Origin of the sequence: Sphingomonas sp. CL5.1, from assembly GCF_013344685.1 — a bacterium.
Lineage (GTDB): Bacteria > Pseudomonadota > Alphaproteobacteria > Sphingomonadales > Sphingomonadaceae > Sphingomonas.
The window spans coordinates 3411818-3435757 of sequence record NZ_CP050137.1 but is presented as its reverse complement, the minus strand read 5'-3'; the positions used below and the strand labels follow the sequence as shown (position 1 = coordinate 3435757).

Here is a 23940-nt window from a genome sequence, read left to right as displayed (position 1 = left end):
GCCCGCGCATCGCCTAAACGCACGAAGTGGAATCCGGTGCCAGAGCCTGCGTTCATGCTCTGTTCTGTATGCTGTGTTCCATGTTTGTTCGCATCCGTCAAGCGATTGCTTTTCGCCTCCGCTTGCGCTAACGGCGCGACCCTCAACTCCGCATGGGAAGCATCATCACCGGTGCGCCGGCTTGCAGCCGGTCGTCATTCTCGCTTCCCAGAGGCTTAACCGGAAAGGAAAACACCCTATGGCGGCACCTGTCGTCACCATGCAGCAGCTCATCGAGACCGGCGCGCACTTCGGCCACCAGACCCATCGCTGGAACCCGAAGATGAAGCCCTACATCTTCGGTGACCGCAACGGCGTCCACATCATCGACCTGTCGCAGACCGTGCCGCTGTTCGCGCGCGCGCTGGAGTTCGTGTCGTCCACCGTCGCGGCGGGCGGCAAGGTGCTGTTCGTCGGCACCAAGCGCCAGGCGCAGGAGCCGATCGCCGACGCCGCGCGCCGCGCGGGCCAGCATTTCGTCAACCACCGCTGGCTGGGCGGCATGCTCACCAACTGGAAGACGATCTCCAACTCGATCAAGCGCCTGAAGGCCCTTGAGGAGCAGCTTTCCGGCAACACCGCCGGCCTCACCAAGAAGGAAGTGCTCCAGCTCACCCGCGAGCGCGACAAGCTCGAGCTGTCGCTCGGTGGCATCCGCGACATGGGCGGCATCCCGGACGTGATGTTCGTGATCGACGCCAACAAGGAGGAACTGGCGATCAAGGAAGCCAACACGCTCGGCATCCCGGTCGTCGCGATCCTCGATTCGAACGTGTCGCCGGACGGCATCGCCTTCCCGGTGCCGGCGAACGACGACGCGAGCCGCGCGATCCGCCTCTATTGCGAGGCGGTGGCGATCGCCGCCACGCGCGGCAACCAGGAGCAGCAGCGCCGCGGCGGCGCGGACCTCGGCGCGATGGCCGAGCCGATCGCCGAGGAGGCGCTGGTGCCGGAAGCCACGGAAGTGGCCGTCGAGACGGAACGCCAGATCGACGCCTGACCGTCGCCGGAATGTCATGCGGGCGGGGCAGGGCGTGTTTGGCGCTGCCCCGCCCGTACCCATATTCGACCGATTGCAAATTGAAGGACTAGGAACATGGCCGACATCACGGCTTCGATGGTCAAGGACCTGCGCGAGAAGAGCGGCGCGGGCATGATGGATTGCAAGAAGGCGCTCAGCGAGGCGAACGGCGACATGGAAGCCGCGCTGGACTGGCTGCGCACCAAGGGCCTCGCCGCCGCCGCCAAGAAGTCCAGCCGCACGGCGGCCGAGGGGCTGGTCGGCATCGAGGTTTCCGGCAACAAGGGTGCGGCGGTCGAGGTGAACTCCGAGACCGATTTCGTCGCGAAGAACGATCAGTTCCAGACCTTCGTGCGCGACGTGACCTCGGTGGCGCTCGAGCTGGGCGACGACATCGCGACGATCAAGGCGGCCCCGCTCGGCGGCAAGACGGTCGAGGAGGTGCTGACCAACAACATCGCGACGATCGGCGAGAACCAGAACCTGCGCCGCGCGAAGAAGCTGGAAGTGTCGAAGGGCGCGGTCGTGGGCTATGTCCACAACCAGCAGGCGCCGGGCCTCGGCAAGATCGGCGTGCTCGTAGCGCTGGAGAGCGAGGCGTCTGACGACGTGCTCCAGAGCCTCGGCAAGCAGCTCGCGATGCACGTCGCGGCGGCCTTCCCCAAGGCGCTGAACGAGGAGGACCTCGACGCCGAGGAGATCGAGCGCGAGCGCGCGATCGCCACCGAGAAGGCGGCGGAGAGCGGCAAGCCGGCCGACATCATCGCGAAGATGGTGGAAGGCTCGATCGCCAAGTACCGCAAGGAACATGCGCTGGTCAGCCAGCTCTTCGTGATGGACGGCAAGACCAAGATCAGCGACGTGGTCGCCAAGGCGGGCAAGGACGCCGGCACGCCGATCGTGCTGAAGGACTATGTTCGCTTCCAGCTCGGCGAGGGCATCGAGAAGGAGCAGTCCGACTTCGCCGCCGAAGTCGCCGCCGCTTCCGGCGTGCCGCAGAAGCAGGCCGAGCCGACCGCGTAATCCGCCCATGAAAGGGGAAGGGCGCATGCGCGTCCTTCCCCGCAACGTCACCCCGGCCGCGCGCCGGGTCCACCGTGCCACAGGATCATCGCAAGGGCCGCTTGCGTATCGCCTGCCCCCGGTGGACCTTGCGCGCGGCCGGGGTGACGTTTGTGGTGACGGGGCCGCCCGCCATTCCACGGTTGCGGCCTCATCCCACCCCGCCTAAGGTCCGCCCACTTCAGCCCCCAGACATTTTTCGGAACGCATGACCAGCCCCCGCTACAAACGCATCCTCCTGAAACTCTCGGGCGAAGTCCTGATGGGCGAGGGCGGCAAGTCGATCGACCCCGAAGTCACCGCGCGCGTGGCCGAGGAGATCGCCGGCGTGAAGGCGCAGGGCTATGAATTGTGCGTCGTGGTGGGCGGCGGCAACATCTTCCGCGGCCTCGCCGCCGCCGCGCAGGGCTTCGAGCGCGCCACCGCCGACTATATGGGGATGCTGGCGACGGTGATGAACGCGCTCGCCGTGCAGAACGCGCTGGAGCAGATCGGCGTCGACACGCGCGTCCAGTCCGCGATTCCGATGCAGTCGGTGTGCGAGCCGTTCATCCGCCGCCGCGCCGCGCGGCATCTGGAAAAGGGCCGGGTGGTGATCTTCGCGGCGGGCGTCGGCTCGCCCTTCTTCACCACCGACAGCGGCGCCGCGCTGCGCGCGGCCGAGATGAATTGCGACGCCTTGTTCAAGGGCACCTCGGTCGATGGCGTCTATGACGACGATCCCAAGAAGGTGCCGACGGCGAAGCGATACGAAACAATCGGTTACGGCGAAGTCCTCTCGAAGAATCTCAAGGTCATGGACGCAAGCGCGGTGGCGCTGTGCCGTGACAGCAACATCCCGATCGTCGTCTTCAACATCCGCGAGCATGGCAATTTCGCCGCCGTGCTGCGCGGTGAGGGCGTGTCGACGGTCGTCCGCAACGAACAGGAGACGAAGTGATGGCGGCCTATGACAAGGCGGATCTGGAGCGCCGGATGCACGGCGCGGTCGAATCGCTGAAGGGCGATCTCGGCGGCCTGCGCACCGGGCGCGCCTCCGTCTCGCTGCTCGATCCGGTGACGGTCGAGGTCTATGGCGCGCACATGCCGCTCAACCAAGTCGCGACCGTTTCCGCGCCGGAGCCGCGCATGCTCTCCGTGCAGGTGTGGGACAAGTCGAACGTCGGCCCGGTGGAGAAGGCGATCCGCTCGGCCGGCCTCGGCCTCAACCCGATCAACGACGGCCAGAACCTGCGCCTGCCGATCCCCGACCTGACCGAGGAGCGCCGCAAGGAGCTGGCCAAGCTCGCCGGCCAATATGCCGAGAAGGCGCGCGTCGCCGTGCGCAACGTGCGCCGCGACGGGATGGACGCGCTCAAGACCGACGAGAAGAAGGGCGTGTTCGGCGAGGACGATCGCAAGCGCCACGAGAACGAGGTGCAGAAGCTGACCGACAGCACCATCGCCGAGATCGACGCGGCGGCGGCGGGCAAGGAAAAGGAAATCCTCGGCAAGTGACCGCGCTCGCCCGCCCGGCTCCTTCAAGGTCGTGCCCGTGAGCAGCGCCCCGGCCCTCGCGAGCGGCGGTGGCGTGCTGCCGCGCCATGTCGCGATCATCATGGACGGCAACGGGCGCTGGGCGAAGAAGCGCTTCCTGCCGCGCGTCGCCGGCCATCGCGCGGGCGTGGAGGCGGTGCGCGCCGTCAGCCGCGCGGCGCGCGCGATGGGGATCGAGGCGCTGACGCTCTACGCCTTCTCCAGCGAGAACTGGCGCCGGCCGGAGGAGGAGGTGGGCGACCTGATGGGCCTGCTGCGCCTGTTCATCCGCTCCGATTTGGCCGAACTGGTGCGCGAGAATGTGCGGCTGCGCGTGATCGGCGACTTCCGCCGCTTCCCCGGCGACGTGGTGGCGCTGATCGAGGACGCGCTGGCGCGGACGGCGGCGAACACCGGGCCGGTGCTGGTGATCGCGCTCAATTATGGCGGGCAGGCTGAACTGACCGAAGCGGCGCGGCGGCTGGCGGCGCGCGCGGCGGCGGGCGAGATCGATCCCGCGTCGATCGCGCCGGCGACGATCGAGGCGGAGCTGGAGACGCGCGACCTGCCGCCGCTCGACCTGTTGATCCGCACATCGGGCGAGCATCGCCTGTCGAATTTCCTGCTGTGGCAGGCGGCCTATGCCGAATTGCTGTTCGTCGACACGCTCTGGCCCGATTTCGGCGCGGCGGAGCTGGAGGCGGCGGTGGCCGATTTCGGGCGTCGCCAGCGACGGTTCGGGGGCCTGTGACCGATAGGCGCTCCGACCTGCCGAAACGCGCGCTGGCGGGCATCGTGATGATCGGCGTCGCGCTCGCGGCACTGTGGCTGGGGGGCATCGCCTTCTGGCTGCTCGCGGTGATCGGCGCGCTGGTGATGATGGCGGAATGGGGCGGGCTGCACGGCGCGTCGCCGCGCGACACGCGGCTCGCGCAATTCGCGCTGTCGGTGCCGCTGGCGGTGATGGCGCCGGCCTCGCTGACGATCGTGCCGCATGATTTCTTCTCGCTCGGCCTGATCGGCGGGGCGGCGTTCTTCGTCGTCATCATCACGCGGCGGCCGCAATTCGCGGCGGGCGTGGTCTATTGCGCGCTGCCGGTGCTGGCGCTGATGTTCATCCGCCGCCAGCATGAAGGGATCGTCTTCACGCTCTGGGCGCTGGCCTTGGTCTGGGCGTGCGACATCGGCGCCTATTTCGCCGGCCGCGCGATCGGCGGGCCGAAGCTCGCGCCGCGCGTCAGCCCGAACAAGACCTGGGCGGGGCTGGCCGGCGGCGTCGTCGCGGCTGGCGCTTTCGGGCTGTTCATGCACTGGCGCTTCGGCCTGCCGTGGCGGATGACGCTCGCCACGCCGGCGCTGGCGGTGCTCGCGCAGGCGGGCGACCTCTACGAAAGCTGGCTCAAGCGCCGCGCCGGCGTGAAGGATTCGGGCGCGCTGATCCCCGGCCACGGCGGCGTGATGGACCGGCTCGACGGCCTCGTGCCGGTCGCGCCGGTCGCCGCCTTCCTCGTCGTCCTCCCGCATTTCTATCCGTCATGAGAACAATCACCATCCTCGGCGCGACCGGATCGGTCGGCACCTCGACGCTGGATCTGGTCGAGCGCGCGCCCGAAACCTTCCGCGTCCGCGCGCTGACCGCCAACAGCGACGTGGCCAGGCTCGCCGCCGCCGCGATCCGCACCCGCGCCGAGCGCGCGGTGATCGCCGACGAGGCGCATCTGCCCGCCCTGCGCGAGGCGCTCGCCGGCTCCGGCGTGGCGGCGGCCGGCGGCGCGGAGGCGGTGACGGAAGCGGCCGGAGAAGGCGCGGACGTGACGGTCGCGGCGATCGTCGGCTGCGCCGGCCTCAAGCCGGTGATGGCGGCGATCCGCGCCGGCGGCACGATCGCGCTCGCCAACAAGGAGTCGCTGGTTTCCGCGGGCGACGTGATGAAGGCGGCGATCGACCGCCACAAGGCGACGCTGCTGCCGGTCGACAGCGAGCATAACGCGATCTTCCAGTGCCTCGACGCGCGGCTCAGCCATCGCGCCCGCCGCATCATCCTGACGGCGAGCGGCGGCCCGTTCCGCGATCGCCCGCTGGCGGAGATGGCGGCGATCACTCCGGCGCAGGCGGTGGCGCATCCCAACTGGTCGATGGGCGCCAAGATCTCGGTCGATTCGGCGACGATGATGAACAAGGGGCTGGAACTGATCGAGGCGTTCCATCTTTTTCCGCTGGACCATGGGCAGATCGAGATCGTCGTCCACCGCCAGTCGGTGGTGCATTCGATGGTCGAATATGTCGACGGGTCGACACTGGCGCAGCTCGGCACGCCCGACATGCGCACCCCGATCGCCTATGCACTGGCCTGGCCGGACCGGATGGCGACGCCGGGCGAGCCGCTCGATCTCGTCCGCGTCGGACGGCTCGATTTCGAGGCGCCCGATCCTGAGCGCTTCCCCGCGTTGGCGCTGGCCCGCGCGGCGGTGGAGGCGGGGGGCGCGCGTCCCGCGATCCTCAACGCCGCGAACGAGGTGGCGGTGGCGGCATTTCTCGGCGGCGCGGTGGGGTTCCTCGAAATTGCCGCAATCGTCGCCGATACCCTCGAACGCTTCGACCCGCCCGCGCCCCAAACGCTCGACGCGGTGCTGGATATCGACCGCGAGGCGCGGCGACTGGCGGCGGAGCGTGTAGAGGAACGCGTCGCTTGATCCAGTCCCCGGGCCTTTTGCTGACCCTGCTGGCGTTCGTGCTGGTGATCGGCCCGCTCGTCTTCGTGCACGAGCTGGGCCATTATCTCGCCGCGCGCGTGCTCGGCGTGAAATCCGATATCTTCTCGATCGGCTTCGGCCGCGAGGTGGCGGGCTGGACCGACCGGCGCGGCACGCGGTGGAAGGTCGGCTGGCTGCCGCTGGGCGGCTATGTCCGCTTCGCCGGGGACATGAACGCGCTGAGCCAGCCCTCGGCCGAGTGGCTCGCGCTGCCGGCGGCGGAGCGCCAGCGCACCTTCCAGGCGAAGCCGGTGTGGCAGCGCGCGATCATCGTCGCGGCCGGGCCGGTGGTGAATTTCGTCGCCGCGATCCTGATCCTCGCCGGATTCGCGCTGGCCTATGGCGACAGCGTGACGCCGACGACGGTGGGCACGGTCGTGCCGCGATCGGCGGCGGCGGCGATCGGGCTGCGGCCCGGCGATCGCATCACCGCGCTGAACGGGCGCTCCGTCGCGACCTTCGACGACATGGCGCGCTACGCCAAGATCCGCCCGGACGAGACGATCCGCGTCGATTATCTGCGCGACGGCGCGCCGCTTTCCGCGACGACGCGGCTCGGCGTGCGGCGCGAGCGCGACCGGTTCGGCAACGAATTCCGCATCGGCCTGCTCGGTATCGGCGCGACGACGCCGGTTTTTCGTCGGGTCGGCCCGCTCGAGGCTCCGCTGGTCGCGATGCGGCAGACCGGGCAGATCGTGTCGATGATGGTGGAGACGGTCGGGCAGGTCGTGTCCGGCCGCCGCTCGGTGAAGGAGCTTGGCGGGCCGCTGTCGATCGCGAAGGTTTCCGGCGAGCAGATCACGCTGGGGCCGGAGGCGTTCGTTTTCCTGATCGCGCTGGTGTCGATCAATCTGGGGTTCATCAACCTGCTGCCAATTCCGATGCTTGATGGCGGACACCTGCTTTTCTACGCGATCGAGGCGGTGCGGCGCAGGCCGGTCGGGCCGGAGGCGCAGGAATGGGCCTATCGTGGCGGATTGGCGGCGATACTTGCGCTGATGCTGCTGGTGACGTTCAATGATCTCGGCAATTTCGGGCTATGGCGCAGCCTCGCCGGCTTGATCGGTTGAGCAAGCTGGGGCAGGGCGCGCGGCACGCGGTCGATATGGGTATCTCCGGGGTGGATTGGTGAAGGCTTTGACGACAACTCTACGCCCGCAACCGGTGGCGCTGTTGCTTGCCGGGACGATGCTCGCCGGCATGCCGCTGGCGGCCGCCGCGCAGACCGCGCCGGCCCCTGCCGCGCAGCAGGCGCCGACGCAGGCGCCGGCCGAGGCCGCGTCCGTCCTCGCGCCGCCGGTGGTCCGCACGATCCGCTCGCTGCGGGTCGACGGGTCGCAGCGCATCGAGCCGGAGACGGTGCTGAGCTACACCAAGCTGCGCGTCGGCGAATCCTATACGAACGAGACGCTCGACCAGGCGATCAAGGACCTCTACGCCAGCGACCTGTTCGCCGACGTCTCCATCGCGGGGGCGGAGACGGGCGACATCGTGCTGCGCGTGCGCGAGAACCCGATCATCAACCGCGTGATCCTTGAGGGCAACAAGCGCCTCAAGGAAGACAAGATCACCAAGGAGATCAAGCTCAAGCCGCGCCAGATCTTCACCCGCTCCGCCGTGCGGGCGGACGTGGCGCGGATCATCGAGCTGTATCGCCGGCAGGGGCGTTTCGCCGCGTCCGTCGATCCGAAGATGGTCAACCTCGACCAGAATCGCGTCGACGTGGTGTTCGAAATCAGCGAGGGGCCGAAATCCAAGGTCCAGCAGATCAACATCATCGGCAACCAGGTGTTCTCCGACGCCAAGCTGCGCTCGCAGATGGCGACGAAGCAATCGCGCTTCTTCCGCTTCATGTCGTCGAACACGTCCTACGATCAGGACCGGCTTGCCTATGACCAGCAGAAGCTGCGGCAATTCTACCTGACCAACGGCTATGCCGATTTCCGCGTCACCAGCGCGGTGGCGGAGCTGACCCCCGACAAGCGTGACTTCATCATCACCTATGTCGTCGAGGAGGGGCCGCGCTACAAGTTCGGCGACGTGACCGTGGACAGCGACATCCGCGACTTCGACAACAAGCGCATGGCCAGCACGCTCTCGATCAAGAAGGGCGACTGGTATGACGCGAAGAAGGTCGAGGACACGGTCGACAGCCTGAGCCAGACGGCGGGCCTGTTCGGCTATGCCTTCGCCGACGTGAACCCGGAATTCCAGCGCGACCGCGACGCGCTGACCATGTCGATCAACTTCCACATCGCCCAGGCGCAGCGCACCTATGTCGAGCGGGTGGAGATCACCGGCAACACCCAGACGCAGGACAAGGTGATCCGGCGCGAGGTGCGTCTCGCCGAGGGCGATGCGTTCAACAGCTTCCAGGTGAAGCGCTCGACCGACCGCATCAACAGCCTGGGCTATTTCCAGGACAAGTTCGAGATCAAGCAGACCCCCGGCTCCGTGCCGGACCGCGTCGTGCTGGAGGCGAACGTCGAGGAGAAGGCGACCGGCCAGCTCCAGCTCTCGGCCGGCTATTCGAGCCTCGAGCAGTTCATCATCCAGGCGAACATCACCCAGTCGAACTTCCGCGGCAAGGCGCAGGAGCTGCGCGCGGGCGTGAACTGGTCGGCCTATTCCAAGTCGGTCGAGCTGGGCTTCACCGAGCCGTATCTGTTCGACAAGAACATCGCGCTCGGCGTGGACCTGTTCCGCCGCGATTACAACGCGTTCAACTATCTCGGCACCGATCGCCAGACGACCTACAGCCAGACGTCGACCGGCTTCCAGATCCGCGCCGGCGTGCCGATCACCGAATATTGGTCCTTCTCCGCTCGTTACGGCCTGACTTATGATCAGGTCGGTCTCGACAAGGGCACCTATTACACCGATCTGAACGGCGACGGCATTCGCGGCAACAGCCCGGGCGATAGCTGCGATCCGCTCGTCGCCGGTCGTTATCTGTGCGACTCGATCGGGAATCGCTGGACGTCGTCGGTAGGCTATTCATTCATCTACAACAGCCTCAACAGCCGTCTGCGGCCCACGGCTGGCTCGCGCATGTCGCTGAGCCAGGATTTCGCCGGGCTCGGTGGCGACGTGCGCTACATTCGCTCTCGCGTAGATGGAGCGAAATATTGGGGAATCGGCAAAGGCTTCGTCCTTTCCTTCGTGGGCGAGGGCGGCTTCATCAAGTCGCTGGAAGGCAGCCGCGGTCCCGGAGTCGATCCGGTGCGCATCACCGATCGCTTCTATCTCGGCGAGCCGCAGTTCCGTGGCTTCGACATTCGTGGTGTCGGCCCACGCGTGATTCGGCAATATTACACGACCGATTCGAGCGGCAAGCAGGTATTGGTCACCGACAGGGATCAGATCGTTGACGACGCGTTGGGCGGCAACGCCTATTACCTTGGCCGCATTGAGCTTGAGCTGCCGCTCGGTTCCGGCGCGCGCGAACTGGGGCTGCGGCCGTCGATCTATGTGCAGGCGGGCAGCCTGTGGAGCATGACCCGGCCGCTGCTCACCACCTTCCCGGTCGCGGCGGACGGCACCGTGCTGCCGCTGCCGAAGACGAACGAGGCCGGCCAGCCATTGTTCAGCTATACGAACGCCGCGGGCCTGTCGGTCACTACCACCTGTGCGGCCGGCATTCCCGATCCGACCGGCAAGTGCAACGGCATTGTCCCGAACACCGCGCAGATCGCCTCGCAGCCGTTCAAGGAAACCTATTACGGCGGCACGGCCAGGCCGCGCCTCTCGGTCGGTTTCGGCGTGAACTGGACCTCGCCGTTCGGCCCGCTACGCATCGATGTCGCCAAGGCGCTGCTGACGCAGCCCGGCGATGACAAGAAGCTCGTAACTTTCAACGTAGGGACCCAGTTCTGATGAATAGCAAGAAGACCATGCTGATCGCGGCGGCGCTGCTCGCGCCGGGCGCGCTCGTCGGAGGTGTTTCGCAGGCGCAGGTCAACGGGGTGGCGGTCGTCGATCCCGATGGCGCGGTGGCCGGCAGCAACGCCTGGAAGGCGGCCGCCGGGCAGCTCCAGACCACGTACAAGGCGACGCTCGACCAGGCCGAGACGCGCCGTCAGGCGATCTCCACCGAGCTTCAGCCGCTCGTCACCAAGCTGCAGAACGACCAGAAGGCGAATGTCGCCCAGGCGCAGCTCCAGACCCAGCTCCAGACGATCCAGTCGAAGGAGCAGGCCGGCAACGCCGAGCTTCAGCGCATAACCGCGCCCTATGTCCGCGCCCGCGCCTATGCGATCGAGCAGATCCAGCAGCAGCTCAAGGCCGCGATCGATGCCGCCGCCGCGCGCAAGAAGGCGAGCATCGTGTTCGGCCCGAACGACGTGGTGCACCTCGATCCCGCCGGCGACATCACCGCCGACGTGACGACGGAGCTGAACCGCCTCGTGCCCAGCGTCAGCATCGCGCCGCCGGCCAACTGGCAGCCGGGCCAGCAGGGTCAGGCGGGCGCCGCGCCGGCCGCTCCCGCGCCGGCCAACACCAAGCAGCCGCAGGGCCGGTGAGCGAAGCGGAGGTGACGAGCGGGTCGGTCGGCCCGCTCGACATCGCGCGGGTGATGGCGGCGTTGCCGCATCGTTACCCGATGCTGCTGGTCGATCGCGTCGAGGAACTCGTCCCCGACCGGTCGATCGCGGCGATCAAGGCGGTGACCTTCAACGAAGGCTTCTTTCAGGGGCATTTCCCCGGCCGTCCGATCATGCCCGGCGTGCTGATCGTCGAGGCGCTGGCGCAGGCCGCCGGCGTGCTCGCGGTGGAGAGCCTCGGCCTCGCCGGCTCGGGCAAGCTCGTCTATTTCATGGCGATCGAGAATGCGAAGTTCCGCAAGCCGGTCGAGCCGGGCGTGCTGCTTCGGCTCGAGGTGGAATTCGTGCAGAAGCGCAGCAGCGTCTGCAAGTTCGCCGGCGTCGCCCGGATCGATGGGCAGGTCGCGGCGGAAGCCAGCTTCACCGCGATGATCGCGGACCCGCCCAGGGCGGCGTGAGGCGCGGGGCGGGTATCGCTCCCCACCGTCTTTGACTTTCACGGGCGCCTGCGTTAGGCGCCCGCTTCCTTTCAGGCTGGTCGGAAACCAGCCACATTCGAGGACCGACGACGTGAAGAAAGACATCCATCCCGATTATCACACCATCAAGGTGCAGATGACCGACGGCACCGTGTTCGAAACCCGCTCCACCTGGGGCAAGGAAGGCGACACGATGCAGCTCGACATCGACCCGCTGGCGCACCCGGCCTGGACCGGCGGCCGCGGCCAGATGCTCGACACCGGCGGCCAGGTCGCGCGCTTCAACAAGCGCTTTGGCGGCGGGCTGACGCTGCGCAAGTAACGTCGTTAACGCTGCGTTAGGCATGTCGGGCTAGCCTGCCCGGCATGTTCGCAGCGGAATTCGAGCCAGCACCCAGCGATATCCGGCGCCGCGGCCCGCGCGCGCCGGTTTCGTTCGATTCGGCGGTGGGGGCGGGCGGCCTCGCCCGCGCCTTGTGCAAGGTGATCGACCTGTCGATCCACGGCGCGCGGCTCAGCACCTATTCGGCATTGCGCAAGGGCATGTCGATCTGGCTGACCCTGCCCGAGGTCGGGCCGGTCGGCGCCGAGGTGATGTGGGCGGACGATTTCGCCGCCGGCTGCCGTTTCGACGCGCCACTCGATCCGGCGGCTTTCGAGCAGTTGCTGCGCCGGGAAGGCCATGTCGCCGCGCATTGAGCGCCGGCGCCGATTCCTGAAATAGATAAGGCGTCCGGACCTTTCGGCCCGGACGCCCCGACGCCTCGGAAAGGGAGCAAGGAGGCGCCGATCTTCAGCTCCGGCGTTACGCCGCTTTGGCGTCGTCCGCCTTGGTTTCGACCGCGGCCAGCGGCGCGCCGGTCTTGATCGCGATGCTCTTCGGCTTCATCGCCTCGGGCACTTCGCGGACCAGGTCGATCACCAGCAGCCCGTCGTTCAGCCGGGCGTCCTCGACGAACACGAAGTCCGCCAGCTCGAAGCGCCGCTCGAAGCTGCGGTTGGCGATTCCGACGTGCAGGAAATTGGCGTTATCCTGCGTATCGGCCTTCTTGCCGGCAACGAGCAGCAGGTTCTGCTGCGCGGTGATCTCGATCTCGTCGCGGGTGAAGCCGGCCACCGCCAGCGTGATGCGATAGCGATCCTCGGCGAGCCGCTCGAGATTGAAGGGGGGATAATTGTCGCCCGCCGAGCGCGCATTGGTCTCCAGCAGGTCGAACAGCCGGTCGAACCCGATGGTCGAGCGGCGGTAGGGGGTAAGGTCCAGTCGCATATCAAATCCTCCGTTGAGCGAATTGACGACATGGAACGCCCGAAATCGCGGCGTCCCGCACGGCCCGGTCAGTAGCGCTGTGCAACGGAAAGATGGTGCGAGCAGTGAAGTTTTCAAGCGGGTGGGATTAAATCCTACTTTCTTGGTCGGAATTACATCCTGACCTAGCATCGACGGCGACAATCAACCTCGGTTCAGGGGAAATCCATGTCGATCACGCTTGCCTTGCTGGCCGTCGCCGCCCAGTCCGTTCCCGCCACCGAACAGGCGCCGCCGACCGCGCCGCCGCAGAGCGCCCAGACGCCCGACGATCAGGACGAGCCAGGCCGACTCGGCCCGGCGCAGCAGAGCGGGGGCGATGTCGTCGTCACCGCGCGCCGCCGCGCCGAGACGATCCAGAGCGTGCCGATCGCCATGTCGGTGATCGGCGGCACGGCGCTGGCCGATACCGGGGCCTATAATGTCGGGAGGCTGACGCAGCTCCAGCCGTCGCTGCAATTCTACTCGACCAACCCGCGCAATTCCGCCGCCAACATCCGCGGGCTGGGCGCGCCGTTCGGCCTGACCAACGACGGGATCGAGCAGGGCGTCGGCATCTATGTCGATCAGGTCTATTACAGCCGCATCGCCTCCGCGACGTTCGACTTCACCGATACCGACCGGATCGAGATCCTGCGCGGGCCGCAGGGCACGCTCTACGGCAAGAACACCACCGCCGGCGCGATCAACATCACCACGCGCAAGCCGAGCTTCGATCCGGAGGCGCGCTTCGAGCTGACCGGCGGCAATTACGATTTCCTCCAGGCCAAGGGGTCGGTCTCCGGCCCGCTGGTCGGCGATGTGGTGGCCGGGCGCTTCTCCGCCTCCTTCACCACGCGGCGCGGCACGATCTGGAACACCACGCAGGACCAGTGGCAGAACAGCCAGGACAATCTCAGCCTGCGCGGCCAGTTGCTGTTCAAGCCGGCGCCGAACCTCGATATCACGCTCTACGCCGATTATAACCGGCAGGCGCCGACCTGTTGCGTGCAATATTACGCCGGCGTCGCGCCGACCCAGCGCCCGGCCAACCGCCAATATGCCGCGCTGGCGGCGGCGGCCGGCTATGCCGTGCCCTCGACCGACGCCTTCGACCGCGTGACCGACGTGGATACGCCGCTGCGCGCGAAACAGAAGCTCGGCGGCGCGTCGGCGGTGGCGAACTGGGATATCGGCCCGGCGACGCTCACCTCGGTCACCGCCTGGCGCTTCTGGAACTGGGACCCGTCGAACGACCGCGACTTCATCGGCCTGCCGATCACCACGGTCTCCGCCAATCCCTCGCGGCAGGACCAGTACAGCCAGGAAATCCGCCTCGGCTCGAACGGCAGGCACGCGATCGACTATACGGTCGGGCTGTTCTGGTTCCACCAGACGATCGACACGCAGGGCCTTCAGGTGCAGGGGCCGGCGGCGAGCGCGTGGCTGCTCAACCCGGCGAGCGCGGCGGCGAAGGACCCGGCGACGCTCGACGGCCTTACCGCGCGCAACACGATCGGCTTCACCAACACCTCGGCCGCGCTGTTCGGCAAGCTGACGTGGCATGTGTCGGACAGGTTGCAGGTATCGCCCGGCGCGCGGCTCAATTACGACAGGAAGGAGGGTTCCTATGTCTCGGTCGTCACCAACGGGCAGGGCGGCACGAACCTGACCAGCGACCAGCGCGGCGTGCTCTCGCCGCAGCGCTACGCGCCGAAGTTCGACAACTGGAACCTCTCCGGCGACATCACCGTCGCCTATCAATTCTCGCCGGATATCCACAGCTACGCCACCTATGCGCGCAGCTACAAATCGGGCGGGATCAACCTGTCGGGCCTGCCGCTCGACGCGAACAACGATCCGATCCTCTCCACCGCCACGGTGAAGCCGGAGACGGTCGATCACTATGAGATCGGCCTCAAGACCCAGCTTCTCGATCGCCGCGCGACGATCAACCTCGCGGGGTTCTGGACCGAGATCCACGATTATCAGGCGACGGTGAACAATTACCAGCTCGCCGTGCTGCGCGGCTATCTCGCCAATGCCGGGCAGGTGCGGACGCGCGGGATCGAGCTGGATTCGGCCTTCCGCCCAAGCGCGGGCCTGAACCTCTACGTCAACGCCGCCTATACCGACGCGAAATATATCCGCTTCACCAACGCGCCGTGCCCGCCGGAATTGTCGGGCGGCAGCAACAGCCCGCCGTTCTGCGATATCTCCGGCCAGCGCCTGCCGGGCGTGTCGAAATGGGCGTTCAGCTATGGCGCGGAATATAACTGGCCGGTGGGCGAGGGGCAGGTCTATCTCGGCTATGACGGTAGCTACCGTTCGGACTTCTCGTCCAACCCGTCGCCCTCGGCCTATATGGACGTCGCCGGCTATTCGCTGTCGAACTTCCGGCTCGGCTATCGCAAGGGCGACAGGCTCAACATCTTCGCCTGGGTGCGCAACGCCTTCGACCAGGATTATTACGAGTTGCTGGCGACCCAGTCGGGCAGCACCGGGCTGATCGTCGGGCAGCCGGGCGATCCGCGCACCTTCGGGTTGACGGTGTCGCTCGGGATTCACTGAGCGGGGTGGGAAGGCTGGCACCGGCCCGCCGGCCGTTTCGGGCGCTGCGCCCAAAAACAAACGCCCGGATCGGTATTCCGACCCGGGCGCCTGCGTGACGATCGCTCGTCAGCCCCCTTATCCAGCCGCTGCCTGCGAAGCTTCGTGCGAAGCGCGGCGGCGGCATTCCCCGAACCACGGCCATTGCCTGTGTGCCAGTACCGTACTGCTAACGGTTCGGGACAAGGGGTGTCGATGGAAATGAACGCCAGCTAAACAGATTGTCCCGGCCCTGTGATGATTCCGCCACAGCCCCGTTGCCAGCCGCAAGCCGGGGGGATAGACGGCCTTGCATGATATTGTCGCGTTACGAACGGATGATCGCGCGGCGCTATCTCCTTCCGGGCAAGGGTGAGCGGTTCATCGTCCTCGTCGCCGGCTTCAGCCTCGGCGCGGTGATGCTCGGCGTCGCGGCGCTGGTCATCGTGATGAGCGTGATGAACGGCTTCCGCGCGGAGCTGTTCGACAAGATCGTCGGGCTGAACGGTCATGCCGTGGTGCAGGGCATCGACGGCCGCCTCGCCGATTGGCAGCAGATCGCGCGCTGGGCGAGGGAGACGCCGGGCGTCACCAGCGCGGTGCCGCTGATCGAGCAGCCGCTGATGTCCACCTACAACGGCCGGGTGGAGGGCGTGCTGGTGCGCGGAATGCGCATGGCCGACATCCGCTCCAACGCCACGATCGGCAACAAGGTCGTCGCCGGCTCGCTCGCCGATCTGAAGCCGGGCGCCAACCGTGTCGCGATCGGCGCGCGGCTGGCCGAGGCGCTGGGGGCGACGGTCGGGTCGGAGATCACGCTCATCAACCCGTCGGGCCAGTCCACGCCGTTCGGCACGGTGCCGCGCTACGTCAGCTACACGGTCGCCGCGATCTTCGAGATCGGCGTGTACGATTATGACAAGGCCTATGTAATCATGCCGATGGAGGATGCGCAGACGCTCCTCCTGATGGGCGACACGGTCGGCATGGTCGAGCTTCAGACCGACAATCCGGACAAGGTGGCGCAGATCCTCGCGCCGCTCGCGCAGAAGGTCGGGCGGCTGGCGGTGATCTCCGACTGGCGGCAGATGAACGCGCAATTGTTCGACGCGCTGGCGGTGGAGCGGGTGGCGATGTTCACCGTGCTGTGCATCATCATCCTCGTCGCGGCGTTCAACATCGCCAGTTCGCTCATCATGCTGGTGCGCGCCAAGACGCGCGACATCGCGATCATGCGCACGATGGGCGCTACGCGCGGGGCGATGATGCGCATCTTCATGACGGTCGGCGTGACGATCGGCGCGCTCGGCATCGTCGCCGGGCTGGTGCTCGGCGCGATCTTCCTGTTCTATCGGCAGGCGGTGGTGAATTTCGTCCAGCTCGTCACCGGGCAGAATCTGTGGGACCCGTCGATCCGCTACCTCACCGAGCTGCCTTCCAAGCCCGATCCGGTGGAGATCGTCGCCATCGTGCTCATCACCGCGCTGATGACGCTGCTCGCGACGCTCTACCCGGCGTACAAGGCCGCGAGCACCGATCCGGTTCAGGTGCTGCGCTATGAGTGATGCAGGCCAGGCGGTCCTCGAAACGCGGGGGCTGACGCGCAGCTTCACGCAGGGCGGGGAGACGATCGAGGTGCTGCGCGGCGTCGACCTCGCGGTCGCGCCGGGCGAGATCGTCGCGCTGCTCGGCCCGTCCGGCTCGGGCAAGTCGACGCTATTGCAGGCGGTCGGGCTGCTGGAGGGCGGGTTCGAGGGGTCGATCCGCATCGCCGGTCAGGAGGTGGCGAGGCTCGATCCGCACGGCCGCACCGTCGTGCGCCGCGATCATCTCGGCTTCGTCTATCAGTTCCACCATCTGCTGCCCGATTTCGACGCGCGCGAGAATGTCGTGCTGCCCCAGCTCATCCACGGCGCGACGCAGGCGGAGGCCGGCGCGCGGGCGGATACGTTGCTCACCGCGCTCGGTCTCGGCCACCGGCTGACGCACCGGCCGAGCCAGCTTTCCGGCGGCGAGCAGCAGCGCGTCGCGGTCGCCCGCGCGCTCGCCAACCGGCCCGCGCTGGTGCTGGCGGACGAGCCGACCGGCAACCTCGACGAGCATACGGCGGATGTCGTGCTGGCCGAATTCCTCCGGCTGGTGCGGGGCGAAGGCTCCGCCGCGCTGGTCGCGACCCACAACGAGCGGCTCGCGCTGAAGATGGATCGCGTGTTCCGGCTGCATGACGGCCTGCTGCGATGAGCCTCTGGCGCGAGACGCCGGTGCTGCGCGGGGAGCATGTCACCCTCAGGCCGCTAACCCCGGACGACCGCGACGCGCTGGTCGCGGCGGCGGCGGACGGCGATATCACCGGCCTGTTCTTCACCAATGTCTCCGCCCTTGCTGATCCCGACGCGTTCATCGCCGCGATCTTCCGCGAGCGCGACTACGGCCGCGCCATGCCGTTCGTGGTGGAGGCGCCGGACGGCCGCGTCGTCGGCTCGACCCGCTTCCTGCGGATGAACGAGCAGCATCGCCGGGTGGAGATCGGCGGCACCTTCTACGCCCGCTCGGTCCAGCGCACCGGCGTCAACACCGAGGCGAAGAAGCTGCTGCTCGCCCACGCCTTCGACGTGCTGGGCTGCAACGTCGTGCAGATCCGCACCGACTGGTTCAACCGCGACTCGCAGCGCGCGATCGAGCGACTGGGCGCGAAGCGCGACGGCGTGCTGCGCGCGCACCAGATGCTGAACGGACGGATGCGCGATATCGTCGTCTATTCGATCATCGCTTGCGAATGGCCCGGCGTGCGTGTCAATCTCGAGCATCTGCTGGCGCGCCATCGGGCGTGAACGGAGGACGCGATGGAGGCGATCACCGATTTCGAGGTCAAGGCCGCCGACGGGGGCGCCGCCTCGCTCGATACGTGGCGCGGCAAGGTGCTGCTGATCGTCAACACCGCGTCGAAATGCGGCTTCACCCCGCAATATGAGGGGCTGGAGGCGCTGCACCGCAAATACGGCCCGCAAGGCTTCGAGGTGCTGGCCTTCCCCTGCAACCAGTTCGGCGCGCAGGAGCCGGGAGATGCGGAGGAGATCGCGAACTTCTGCTCGCTGACCTACGACGTCACCTTCCCGGTCTTCGCCAAGATCGACGTCAACGGCCCGCATGCCGATCCGCTGTTCGAGCGGCTGAAGGCCGATGCGCCGGGCCTGCTCGGGTCGAAGGCGATCAAGTGGAACTTCACCAAGTTCCTCGTTGATCGCGAAGGCCGGACGGTCGAGCGCTATGCCCCGGCCACCAGACCGGAGGCGATAGCGGCGGATATCGAGAAGCTGCTCTAGAGCGCCGCGCGCTCGCCGCGATGGTCGAGCGCGAACAGCACCCAGGTGGCGCCCGAGAACAGGAAGCTCACGCCCAGCACGATCCCCGGCAGCGTCAGCGCCGAGATCGGCATCGCGTAGAAGATATAGGCCGCGAGCAGCAGGTTGATGACGCCAAGCGCGATCATCAGCCCCCGGCGGCGGCGGAAGCGGAAACCCCACGCCAGTTCCAGCACCCCGCGCGCGATCAGCCACAAGGCGAGCAGCAGCGTCAGCGAAAGCGCGCCGGTCGCCGGCTCGACCACCATGATCCCGCCGCCGATCAGCGAGATCACGCCGAGCAGGATCGCATAGCCGCGCCCCTCATGGCCCTGTCCGAAGATGCCGGCGAGCAGCGAGAACAGCCCCGTCGCGATCAGATAGGCCCCGATCACCAGCGTCGCGGCGAAGGTGGCGGGCACCGGCATGGCGATGGCGAACGCGCCGAGGAGCAGGCTGGCGATGCCGTAAGCCAGAAGCCAGCCCCAGCCGATGCCACGTGTCGAAAAGGTCATGACCGTCTCCCCGTTCCAGCACCGTAACCATCGGCCCGGATGTTGGTTCCGCACTGGCCGAATCGCGCGCCAAACCCTAGTGTCACCGGCATGTTGCATTCAGGGTTCGTGCCGCTCCGCATCTTCTCCTCATACACGATGCTGGACGGCGCGATCGATCCCAAGGCGATCGCCAAGCGCGCGGCGGCGCTCGGCTTTCCGGCGGCGGCGCTCACCGATCGCAACGGCCTCTACGCCGCCATGGCCTATTCGGACGCGGCGTTCGACGCGGGGGTGCAGCCGATCATCGGCGTGATGCTCGGGGTCGCCCGGCCCGATCTGCCCGAGGGCGTCGCGCCGGTCATCGACTGGCTCGCGCTCTACGCGCAGGATGCGACCGGCTACGACAATCTCTGCGCCCTGGTCAGCATGGCGCACCTCGATCGGCCGATCGAGCACGCGCCGCACGTCGATTTCGCCGGGCTGGAAGGGCGGACGGACGGGCTGCTCGCGCTCACCGCGGGCGGGGAGGGCGCGCTCGCCCGGCTCTATGCCGAGGATCAGCCCGCGCGCGCCGCGGCCTATGCCGATCGCTTGCAGCGGCTGTTCCCCGACCGGCTCTATATCGAGATCGTCCGCCGCCTGAACGAGATCGAGGGCGCCGCCGAGCCGCATCTGCTCGACCTCGCCTATGCCCGGAATTTGCCGCTGGTGGCGACCAATCCGTGCTGCTTCGCCGATCAGGACTTCCTCGACGCGCATGACGCGATGCTGTGCATCGCCAATTCCACCTATGTCGAAAGCGACGATCGCCCGAAAAGCTCGCCCGATGCGTGGATGAAGCCGGCCGGCGAGATGCGCGCGCTGTTCGCCGATCTGCCCGAGGCGATCGAGAACACGCTCGTCGTCGCGCGGCGCTGCGCCGTCGCCGCGCCGAAGCGCAAGCCGATCCTCCCCAGCCTCGCCGGCGATCGCGAGGGCGAGGCGGCGATGCTGCGGCAGGACGCGTCGGCCGGGCTGGAGCGCCGGCTGGAGCGGATCGAGGCGCTCGGCGCGGTGCCGGCGGAGCCCGACTGGAAGGAAGTCTATCGCAAGCGGCTGGAGTTCGAGCTGGACGTCATCATCCAGATGGGCTTCCCCGGCTATTTCCTGATCGTCGCCGATTTCATCAAATGGGCGAAGGAGCGCGACATTCCGGTCGGGCCGGGGCGCGGCTCGGGCGCCGGCTCGGTGGTGGCGTGGTCGCTGACGATCACCGATCTCGATCCGATCCGGCTGGGGCTGCTGTTCGAGCGCTTCCTGAACCCGGAACGTGTCTCGATGCCGGATTTCGACATCGACTTCTGCGAAACGCGGCGCGGCGAGGTGATCCGCTACGTGCAGGAGAAATACGGCCGCGATCAGGTGGCGCAGATCATCACCTTCGGAAAGCTCAAGGCGCGCGCCGTGCTCAAGGACACCGGCCGCGTGCTCCAGATGAGCTACGGCCAGGTCGATCGCCTCGCCAAGCTCGTGCCCAACCATCCGACCGATCCGTGGACGCTCGATCGCGCGCTCAATGGCGTGAGCGAGCTGGCGCGCGAATATGCCAACGAGAACGACGTCCGCCGCCTGCTCGATCTGGCGATGAAGCTGGAGGGGCTGCCGCGCCACTCCTCCACCCATGCGGCGGGCGTGGTGATCGGGGACCGGCCGCTGGCGCAACTCGTGCCGCTCTATCGCGATCCGCGATCGGACATGCCGGTCACGCAGTTCGACATGAAATATGTCGAGGGCGCCGGGCTGGTGAAGTTCGACTTCCTCGGCCTCAAGACGCTTTCCGTGCTCAAGAAGGCGGTGGAGATGCTGGCCAAGCGCGGCATCTCGGTCGACCTCGACGCGCTCGGCTGGGACGACGAGGAGACCTACGAGCTGCTCCAGGCCGGCAACACCGTCGGCGTGTTCCAGGTGGAATCGGAGGGGATGCGGCGCACGCTCTCCGCCGTGAAGCCCACGGTGTTCGAGGATATCATCGCGCTCGGCGCGCTCTATCGCCCCGGCCCGATGGACAATATCCCGATGTTCGGGCGCCGCAAGAACGGGCAGGAGGAGATCGAATATCCGCATCCCCTGCTGGAGGGCATCCTTGCGGAAACCTACGGCATCTTCGTCTATCAGGAGCAGGTGATGCAGGCGGCGCAGGTGCTCGCCGGCTACACGCTCGGCGGCGCCGACCTGCTGCGCCGCGCGATGGGCAAGAAGATCAAGGCGGAGATGGACGCGCAGCGCGCGATCTTCGTCGAGGGTTGCGCGAAGACCAACGATATCCCCGCCGCCAAGGCCAACGAGCTGTTCGACCTGATCGACAAGTTCGCCGGCTACGGCTTCAACAAGAGCCACGCGGCGGCCTATGCCCTGCTCACCTACCAGACGGCGTGGCTGAAGGCGCATTATCCGCACGAATTCTTCGCCGCCTCGATGTGCTACGACATCCATCTCACCGACAAGCTCGCGGTGTTCGTGGACGACATGCGCCGCCTGGGGATCGAGCTGCTGCCGCCCGACATCAACCGCAGCGAGGCGGAGTTCGAGGTGGAGGTGGACGATCACGGCAGGCCCGCCGTCCGCTATGCGCTCGCCGCGCTGAAGTCGGTCGGCGAGGGCGCGATGGAGAAACTGGTCGCCGAGCGCGAGGAGCGCGGGCGCTTCGCCAGCCTCGACGATCTCGCCCACCGTGTCGATCCGCGCCTGCTCAACAAGCGCCAGCTCGAGACGCTGGCGGCGGGGGGCGCGTTCGATGCGATGGAGCCGAACCGCGCGGGCGTGTTCGCGATGGCCGAGACGATCCTCGCCGTCGCCGCGCGCACCCATGAGCAGCGCGCCAGCGGGCAGGGCGGGCTGTTCGGCGACGCCAGCCACGCCGGCGACACGATCAAGCTGCCCCGCTCGGTCCACTGGAGCATGGCGCAGAAGATGGAGCAGGAGAAGGAAGCTTTCGGCTATTACTTCTCCGCCCACCCAGTCGACCGCCACACCCATCTTGCGAAGATGCACGGCGCGCGGCAGTTCGCCGCGCTGGTGGAGCTTTCCATTCCCGACGACGGCACCCGCGCGGGGGCGACGATGGCGGTGCTGGTCGAGGAAGCGCGCTGGCGCACATCGGCGCGGGGCCGCCGCTATCTGATGGCTACACTGTCGGACCCGAGCGGGCAATTCTTCTCGACTTGCTTCGACGATCAGGTTTCGAATGATCTGGAGGAAGCCGCCAAGGCCGGCGTGTGCGGCCTTGCGACGGTGGAACTGGACCGGCGCCCCGGCGAGGATCAGCCACGCGTCACGATCAAGCGTTTCCAGCAATTCGATTCTTTGGCTTCCACCGCGCGTTTCGTCGCTGAGATCACGGTCGGTATTATCGAGGCGATCACGCCGCTGGCGGCGCTGCTTGAGGGGCAGCGCGGCGCGCGCGGCGAGGTGCGGCTGAAGGTACGGCTCCCGAAGGGCGGCGAGGCGACCTTGCTGCTTGGCCGTGACTTCCTGCTTGACGCGGAGTTGATCGAGCGCGCGGGTCTGTTGCCCGGGGTGATCGGCGCGACGCTCGGCCGCGCGGAAACCCATCTCGCGGCGGCGAGCTGATCCTGGCTAACCCACGGAGGGCGTCGGAGTCGGAACCTGCGCCGCCGGCAACGCGGGAGAGCGGCGCACGGTCTGCACCTTGATCGCCGGCTCCAGCATTTGCCCCTTCATCAGCCCTTCGCCGCGCGTCGGGGAGGTTGGTGCGTCCATGATGCGATGCACGATATCCATCCCGGTCACCACCTGGCCGAACACGGCATAGCCCGGATCGGTGGCAGTCGCGTCCATCGTGGAAAGGTCGCCGACGATGATGAAGAAATCGCCCGAGGCGGTGCCCGGCTTGCCCATCGCCATGGAGATCGCGCCGTCCTTGTGGCTCAGCCCGGTCTTGCTCGTCGGCTCGTGCGGGATCGGCGGCAGGGTGCGCTTGGGATCGTTGCCAGTGCCGAACTGGATGAAGCCGTAGCCGGGCTGGATCTTAACCGCGCGATAGAAATTCACCCCGTCGAGCCGCTTCTGATCGACATATTTCAGGAAATTGGCGGCGGTGATCGGCGCATGTTCCTTGTCGACCGCGATCACGATCGGCCCCCAACTCGTCGTGACGGTCACGTTCACGATGCCCGCGGGATTGGACGCGGCCACCGGCGGCACGGGCGCGGACTGCGCCAGTGCGGCGAGTGAGGGGAGCGCGAGCAGCGCGGCGAGGGGCAGGAGGAGGCGCATGTCGCGCTTCTATCACTTCCCGCGCGGGCTTGTCAGCCGTATTGGCCTCTTGTCGCCGGCACGCGACAGGTCCAGCATGTCGCGGCAAGCTGATCGGTTGCGTCTCAACAAGGGAGAGAAATGATGGCTGCATCACGCAAGACGACCGCCGGGGATCGGGCCAAGTCGGCGGCCGACAAGGTGCGCGAAGGCGCGGAAAAGGCGCGCGAATCGTTCAAGGAACGTGTCGTCGATCCCGCCAAGCGCGCCGGTGAGGCGATGAAGGCGTCCGGTGAGAAAGTAGCCGAGGGCAACAAGACGATCGGCTTGAAGATGATCGATCAGGCCGAAACCAACGCGCGCGAGGCATTCGCCGCGATGCGCGCCGCCGCCGGGGCCAAGGATCTTTCCGAAGTGATGAAGATCCAGGGCGAGTTCCTGCGTGAACAGGGCAATCGCTCGATGACGCAGGCGCGCGAGATCGGCGAGCTGATTATGCAGTTTGGCCGCGACGCGGTCGGCCCCCTTAAGGGCGGCGCGAGCAAGAAGTAACGCGGC

At 67.3% G+C, this 23940-nt stretch carries 24 protein-coding genes; 21 read left to right on the top strand and 3 right to left on the bottom strand.

Annotation, left to right across the window (positions count from 1 at the left end):
- Positions 1-238 precede the first annotated feature (238 nt).
- The 13 genes from rpsB (at position 239) to F9288_RS16495 (ending at position 12112) form a co-directional block, all read left to right on the top strand.
- Positions 239-1039, top strand: coding sequence for a 30S ribosomal protein S2 (gene rpsB / locus F9288_RS16555; RefSeq protein ID WP_174837801.1), 801 nt, complete (start codon positions 239-241; stop codon positions 1037-1039).
- A gap of 96 nt (positions 1040-1135) precedes the next feature.
- A complete protein-coding gene (gene tsf / locus F9288_RS16550) occupies positions 1136-2083 on the top strand; it encodes a translation elongation factor Ts (RefSeq protein ID WP_174837800.1) in 948 nt (315 codons plus the stop codon).
- A 247-nt stretch (positions 2084-2330) separates the two neighbouring features.
- Positions 2331-3062 carry a UMP kinase gene (pyrH, locus tag F9288_RS16545; protein WP_174837799.1) on the top strand — a complete coding sequence of 244 codons (732 nt, stop codon included), beginning with the start codon at positions 2331-2333 and terminating at the stop codon, positions 3060-3062.
- Positions 3062-3619 (top strand): ribosome recycling factor, encoded by a 558-nt coding sequence (frr, locus tag F9288_RS16540; protein WP_174837798.1) that lies wholly within the window; start codon positions 3062-3064, stop codon positions 3617-3619. Before pyrH ends, frr begins: the two co-directional genes overlap by 1 nt.
- A gap of 37 nt (positions 3620-3656) precedes the next feature.
- Positions 3657-4388 carry an isoprenyl transferase gene (locus tag F9288_RS16535; protein ID WP_174837797.1) on the top strand — a complete coding sequence of 244 codons (732 nt, stop codon included), beginning with the start codon at positions 3657-3659 and terminating at the stop codon, positions 4386-4388.
- Positions 4385-5176: a phosphatidate cytidylyltransferase gene (locus F9288_RS16530; protein ID WP_174837796.1), complete on the top strand. Its 792-nt coding sequence runs from the start codon at positions 4385-4387 to the stop codon at positions 5174-5176. Before F9288_RS16535 ends, F9288_RS16530 begins: the two co-directional genes overlap by 4 nt.
- Complete coding sequence (locus F9288_RS16525) at positions 5173-6330, top strand: 1-deoxy-D-xylulose-5-phosphate reductoisomerase (protein ID WP_174837795.1); 1158 nt, start codon at positions 5173-5175, stop codon at positions 6328-6330. Before F9288_RS16530 ends, F9288_RS16525 begins: the two co-directional genes overlap by 4 nt.
- Positions 6327-7460 (top strand): RIP metalloprotease, encoded by a 1134-nt coding sequence (locus F9288_RS16520; protein WP_174837794.1) that lies wholly within the window; start codon positions 6327-6329, stop codon positions 7458-7460. Before F9288_RS16525 ends, F9288_RS16520 begins: the two co-directional genes overlap by 4 nt.
- 118 nt (positions 7461-7578) lie before the next feature.
- A complete protein-coding gene (gene bamA, locus F9288_RS16515) occupies positions 7579-10266 on the top strand; it encodes an outer membrane protein assembly factor BamA (RefSeq protein WP_174839137.1) in 2688 nt (895 codons plus the stop codon).
- Positions 10266-10913 (top strand): OmpH family outer membrane protein, encoded by a 648-nt coding sequence (locus tag F9288_RS16510; protein WP_174837793.1) that lies wholly within the window; start codon positions 10266-10268, stop codon positions 10911-10913. Before bamA ends, F9288_RS16510 begins: the two co-directional genes overlap by 1 nt.
- On the top strand, positions 10910-11392 hold the full coding sequence (gene fabZ / locus F9288_RS16505; protein ID WP_174837792.1) for a 3-hydroxyacyl-ACP dehydratase FabZ: 483 nt from the start codon (positions 10910-10912) through the stop codon (positions 11390-11392). The genes F9288_RS16510 and fabZ overlap by 4 nt, the downstream gene beginning before the upstream one ends.
- A 112-nt stretch (positions 11393-11504) precedes the next feature.
- On the top strand, positions 11505-11735 hold the full coding sequence (rpmE, locus tag F9288_RS16500) for a 50S ribosomal protein L31 (protein WP_174837791.1): 231 nt from the start codon (positions 11505-11507) through the stop codon (positions 11733-11735).
- Between the two features lie 44 nt (positions 11736-11779).
- Positions 11780-12112 carry a PilZ domain-containing protein gene (locus tag F9288_RS16495; protein ID WP_174837790.1) on the top strand — a complete coding sequence of 111 codons (333 nt, stop codon included), beginning with the start codon at positions 11780-11782 and terminating at the stop codon, positions 12110-12112.
- A gap of 106 nt (positions 12113-12218) precedes the next feature.
- On the opposite strand, the gene F9288_RS16490 is transcribed toward F9288_RS16495, so the two are convergent.
- Positions 12219-12683, bottom strand: a complete 465-nt coding sequence (locus F9288_RS16490; protein WP_174837789.1) for an Hsp20 family protein — start codon at positions 12681-12683, stop codon at positions 12219-12221.
- 207 nt (positions 12684-12890) lie between these two features.
- Here F9288_RS16490 and F9288_RS16485 point away from each other — a divergent pair, with 207 nt between their 5' ends.
- From F9288_RS16485 to F9288_RS16465, 5 genes are all read left to right on the top strand, one after another.
- Positions 12891-15272: a TonB-dependent receptor gene (locus tag F9288_RS16485; RefSeq protein ID WP_174837788.1), complete on the top strand. Its 2382-nt coding sequence runs from the start codon at positions 12891-12893 to the stop codon at positions 15270-15272.
- Positions 15273-15604: 332 nt separating this feature from the next.
- Entirely contained in the window at positions 15605-16855 is a 1251-nt protein-coding gene (locus F9288_RS16480) for a lipoprotein-releasing ABC transporter permease subunit (protein WP_174837787.1), read from the top strand.
- Positions 16848-17531 carry an ABC transporter ATP-binding protein gene (locus F9288_RS16475; RefSeq protein ID WP_174837786.1) on the top strand — a complete coding sequence of 228 codons (684 nt, stop codon included), beginning with the start codon at positions 16848-16850 and terminating at the stop codon, positions 17529-17531. The genes F9288_RS16480 and F9288_RS16475 overlap by 8 nt, the downstream gene beginning before the upstream one ends.
- A complete protein-coding gene (locus tag F9288_RS16470; RefSeq protein WP_174837785.1) occupies positions 17528-18121 on the top strand; it encodes a GNAT family N-acetyltransferase in 594 nt (197 codons plus the stop codon). The genes F9288_RS16475 and F9288_RS16470 overlap by 4 nt, the downstream gene beginning before the upstream one ends.
- Before the next feature lie 12 nt (positions 18122-18133).
- The gene (locus tag F9288_RS16465) at positions 18134-18613 is read left to right on the top strand and encodes a glutathione peroxidase (protein ID WP_174837784.1); all 480 of its coding nucleotides are present in this window, start codon (positions 18134-18136) and stop codon (positions 18611-18613) included.
- On the opposite strand, the gene F9288_RS16460 is transcribed toward F9288_RS16465, so the two are convergent.
- Entirely contained in the window at positions 18610-19146 is a 537-nt protein-coding gene (locus F9288_RS16460) for an HdeD family acid-resistance protein (RefSeq protein WP_174837783.1), read from the bottom strand. The two genes, F9288_RS16465 and F9288_RS16460, sit on opposite strands and share 4 nt — an antisense overlap.
- A 90-nt stretch (positions 19147-19236) precedes the next feature.
- Between F9288_RS16460 and dnaE the strand changes: the two genes are divergently transcribed.
- Positions 19237-22737 carry a DNA polymerase III subunit alpha gene (gene dnaE, locus F9288_RS16455; RefSeq protein WP_174837782.1) on the top strand — a complete coding sequence of 1167 codons (3501 nt, stop codon included), beginning with the start codon at positions 19237-19239 and terminating at the stop codon, positions 22735-22737.
- Between the two features lie 6 nt (positions 22738-22743).
- Here the strand turns inward: dnaE and F9288_RS16450 are convergent, their stop codons facing one another.
- Positions 22744-23403: a peptidylprolyl isomerase gene (locus F9288_RS16450; RefSeq protein ID WP_174837781.1), complete on the bottom strand. Its 660-nt coding sequence runs from the start codon at positions 23401-23403 to the stop codon at positions 22744-22746.
- Here F9288_RS16450 and F9288_RS22320 point away from each other — a divergent pair.
- A complete protein-coding gene (locus F9288_RS22320; RefSeq protein WP_302675300.1) occupies positions 23402-23527 on the top strand; it encodes a hypothetical protein in 126 nt (41 codons plus the stop codon). The two genes, F9288_RS16450 and F9288_RS22320, sit on opposite strands and share 2 nt — an antisense overlap.
- Positions 23524-23934, top strand: a complete 411-nt coding sequence (locus F9288_RS16445) for a phasin family protein (protein WP_174837780.1) — start codon at positions 23524-23526, stop codon at positions 23932-23934. Before F9288_RS22320 ends, F9288_RS16445 begins: the two co-directional genes overlap by 4 nt.
- The last annotated feature ends 6 nt before the right edge of the window (positions 23935-23940 follow it).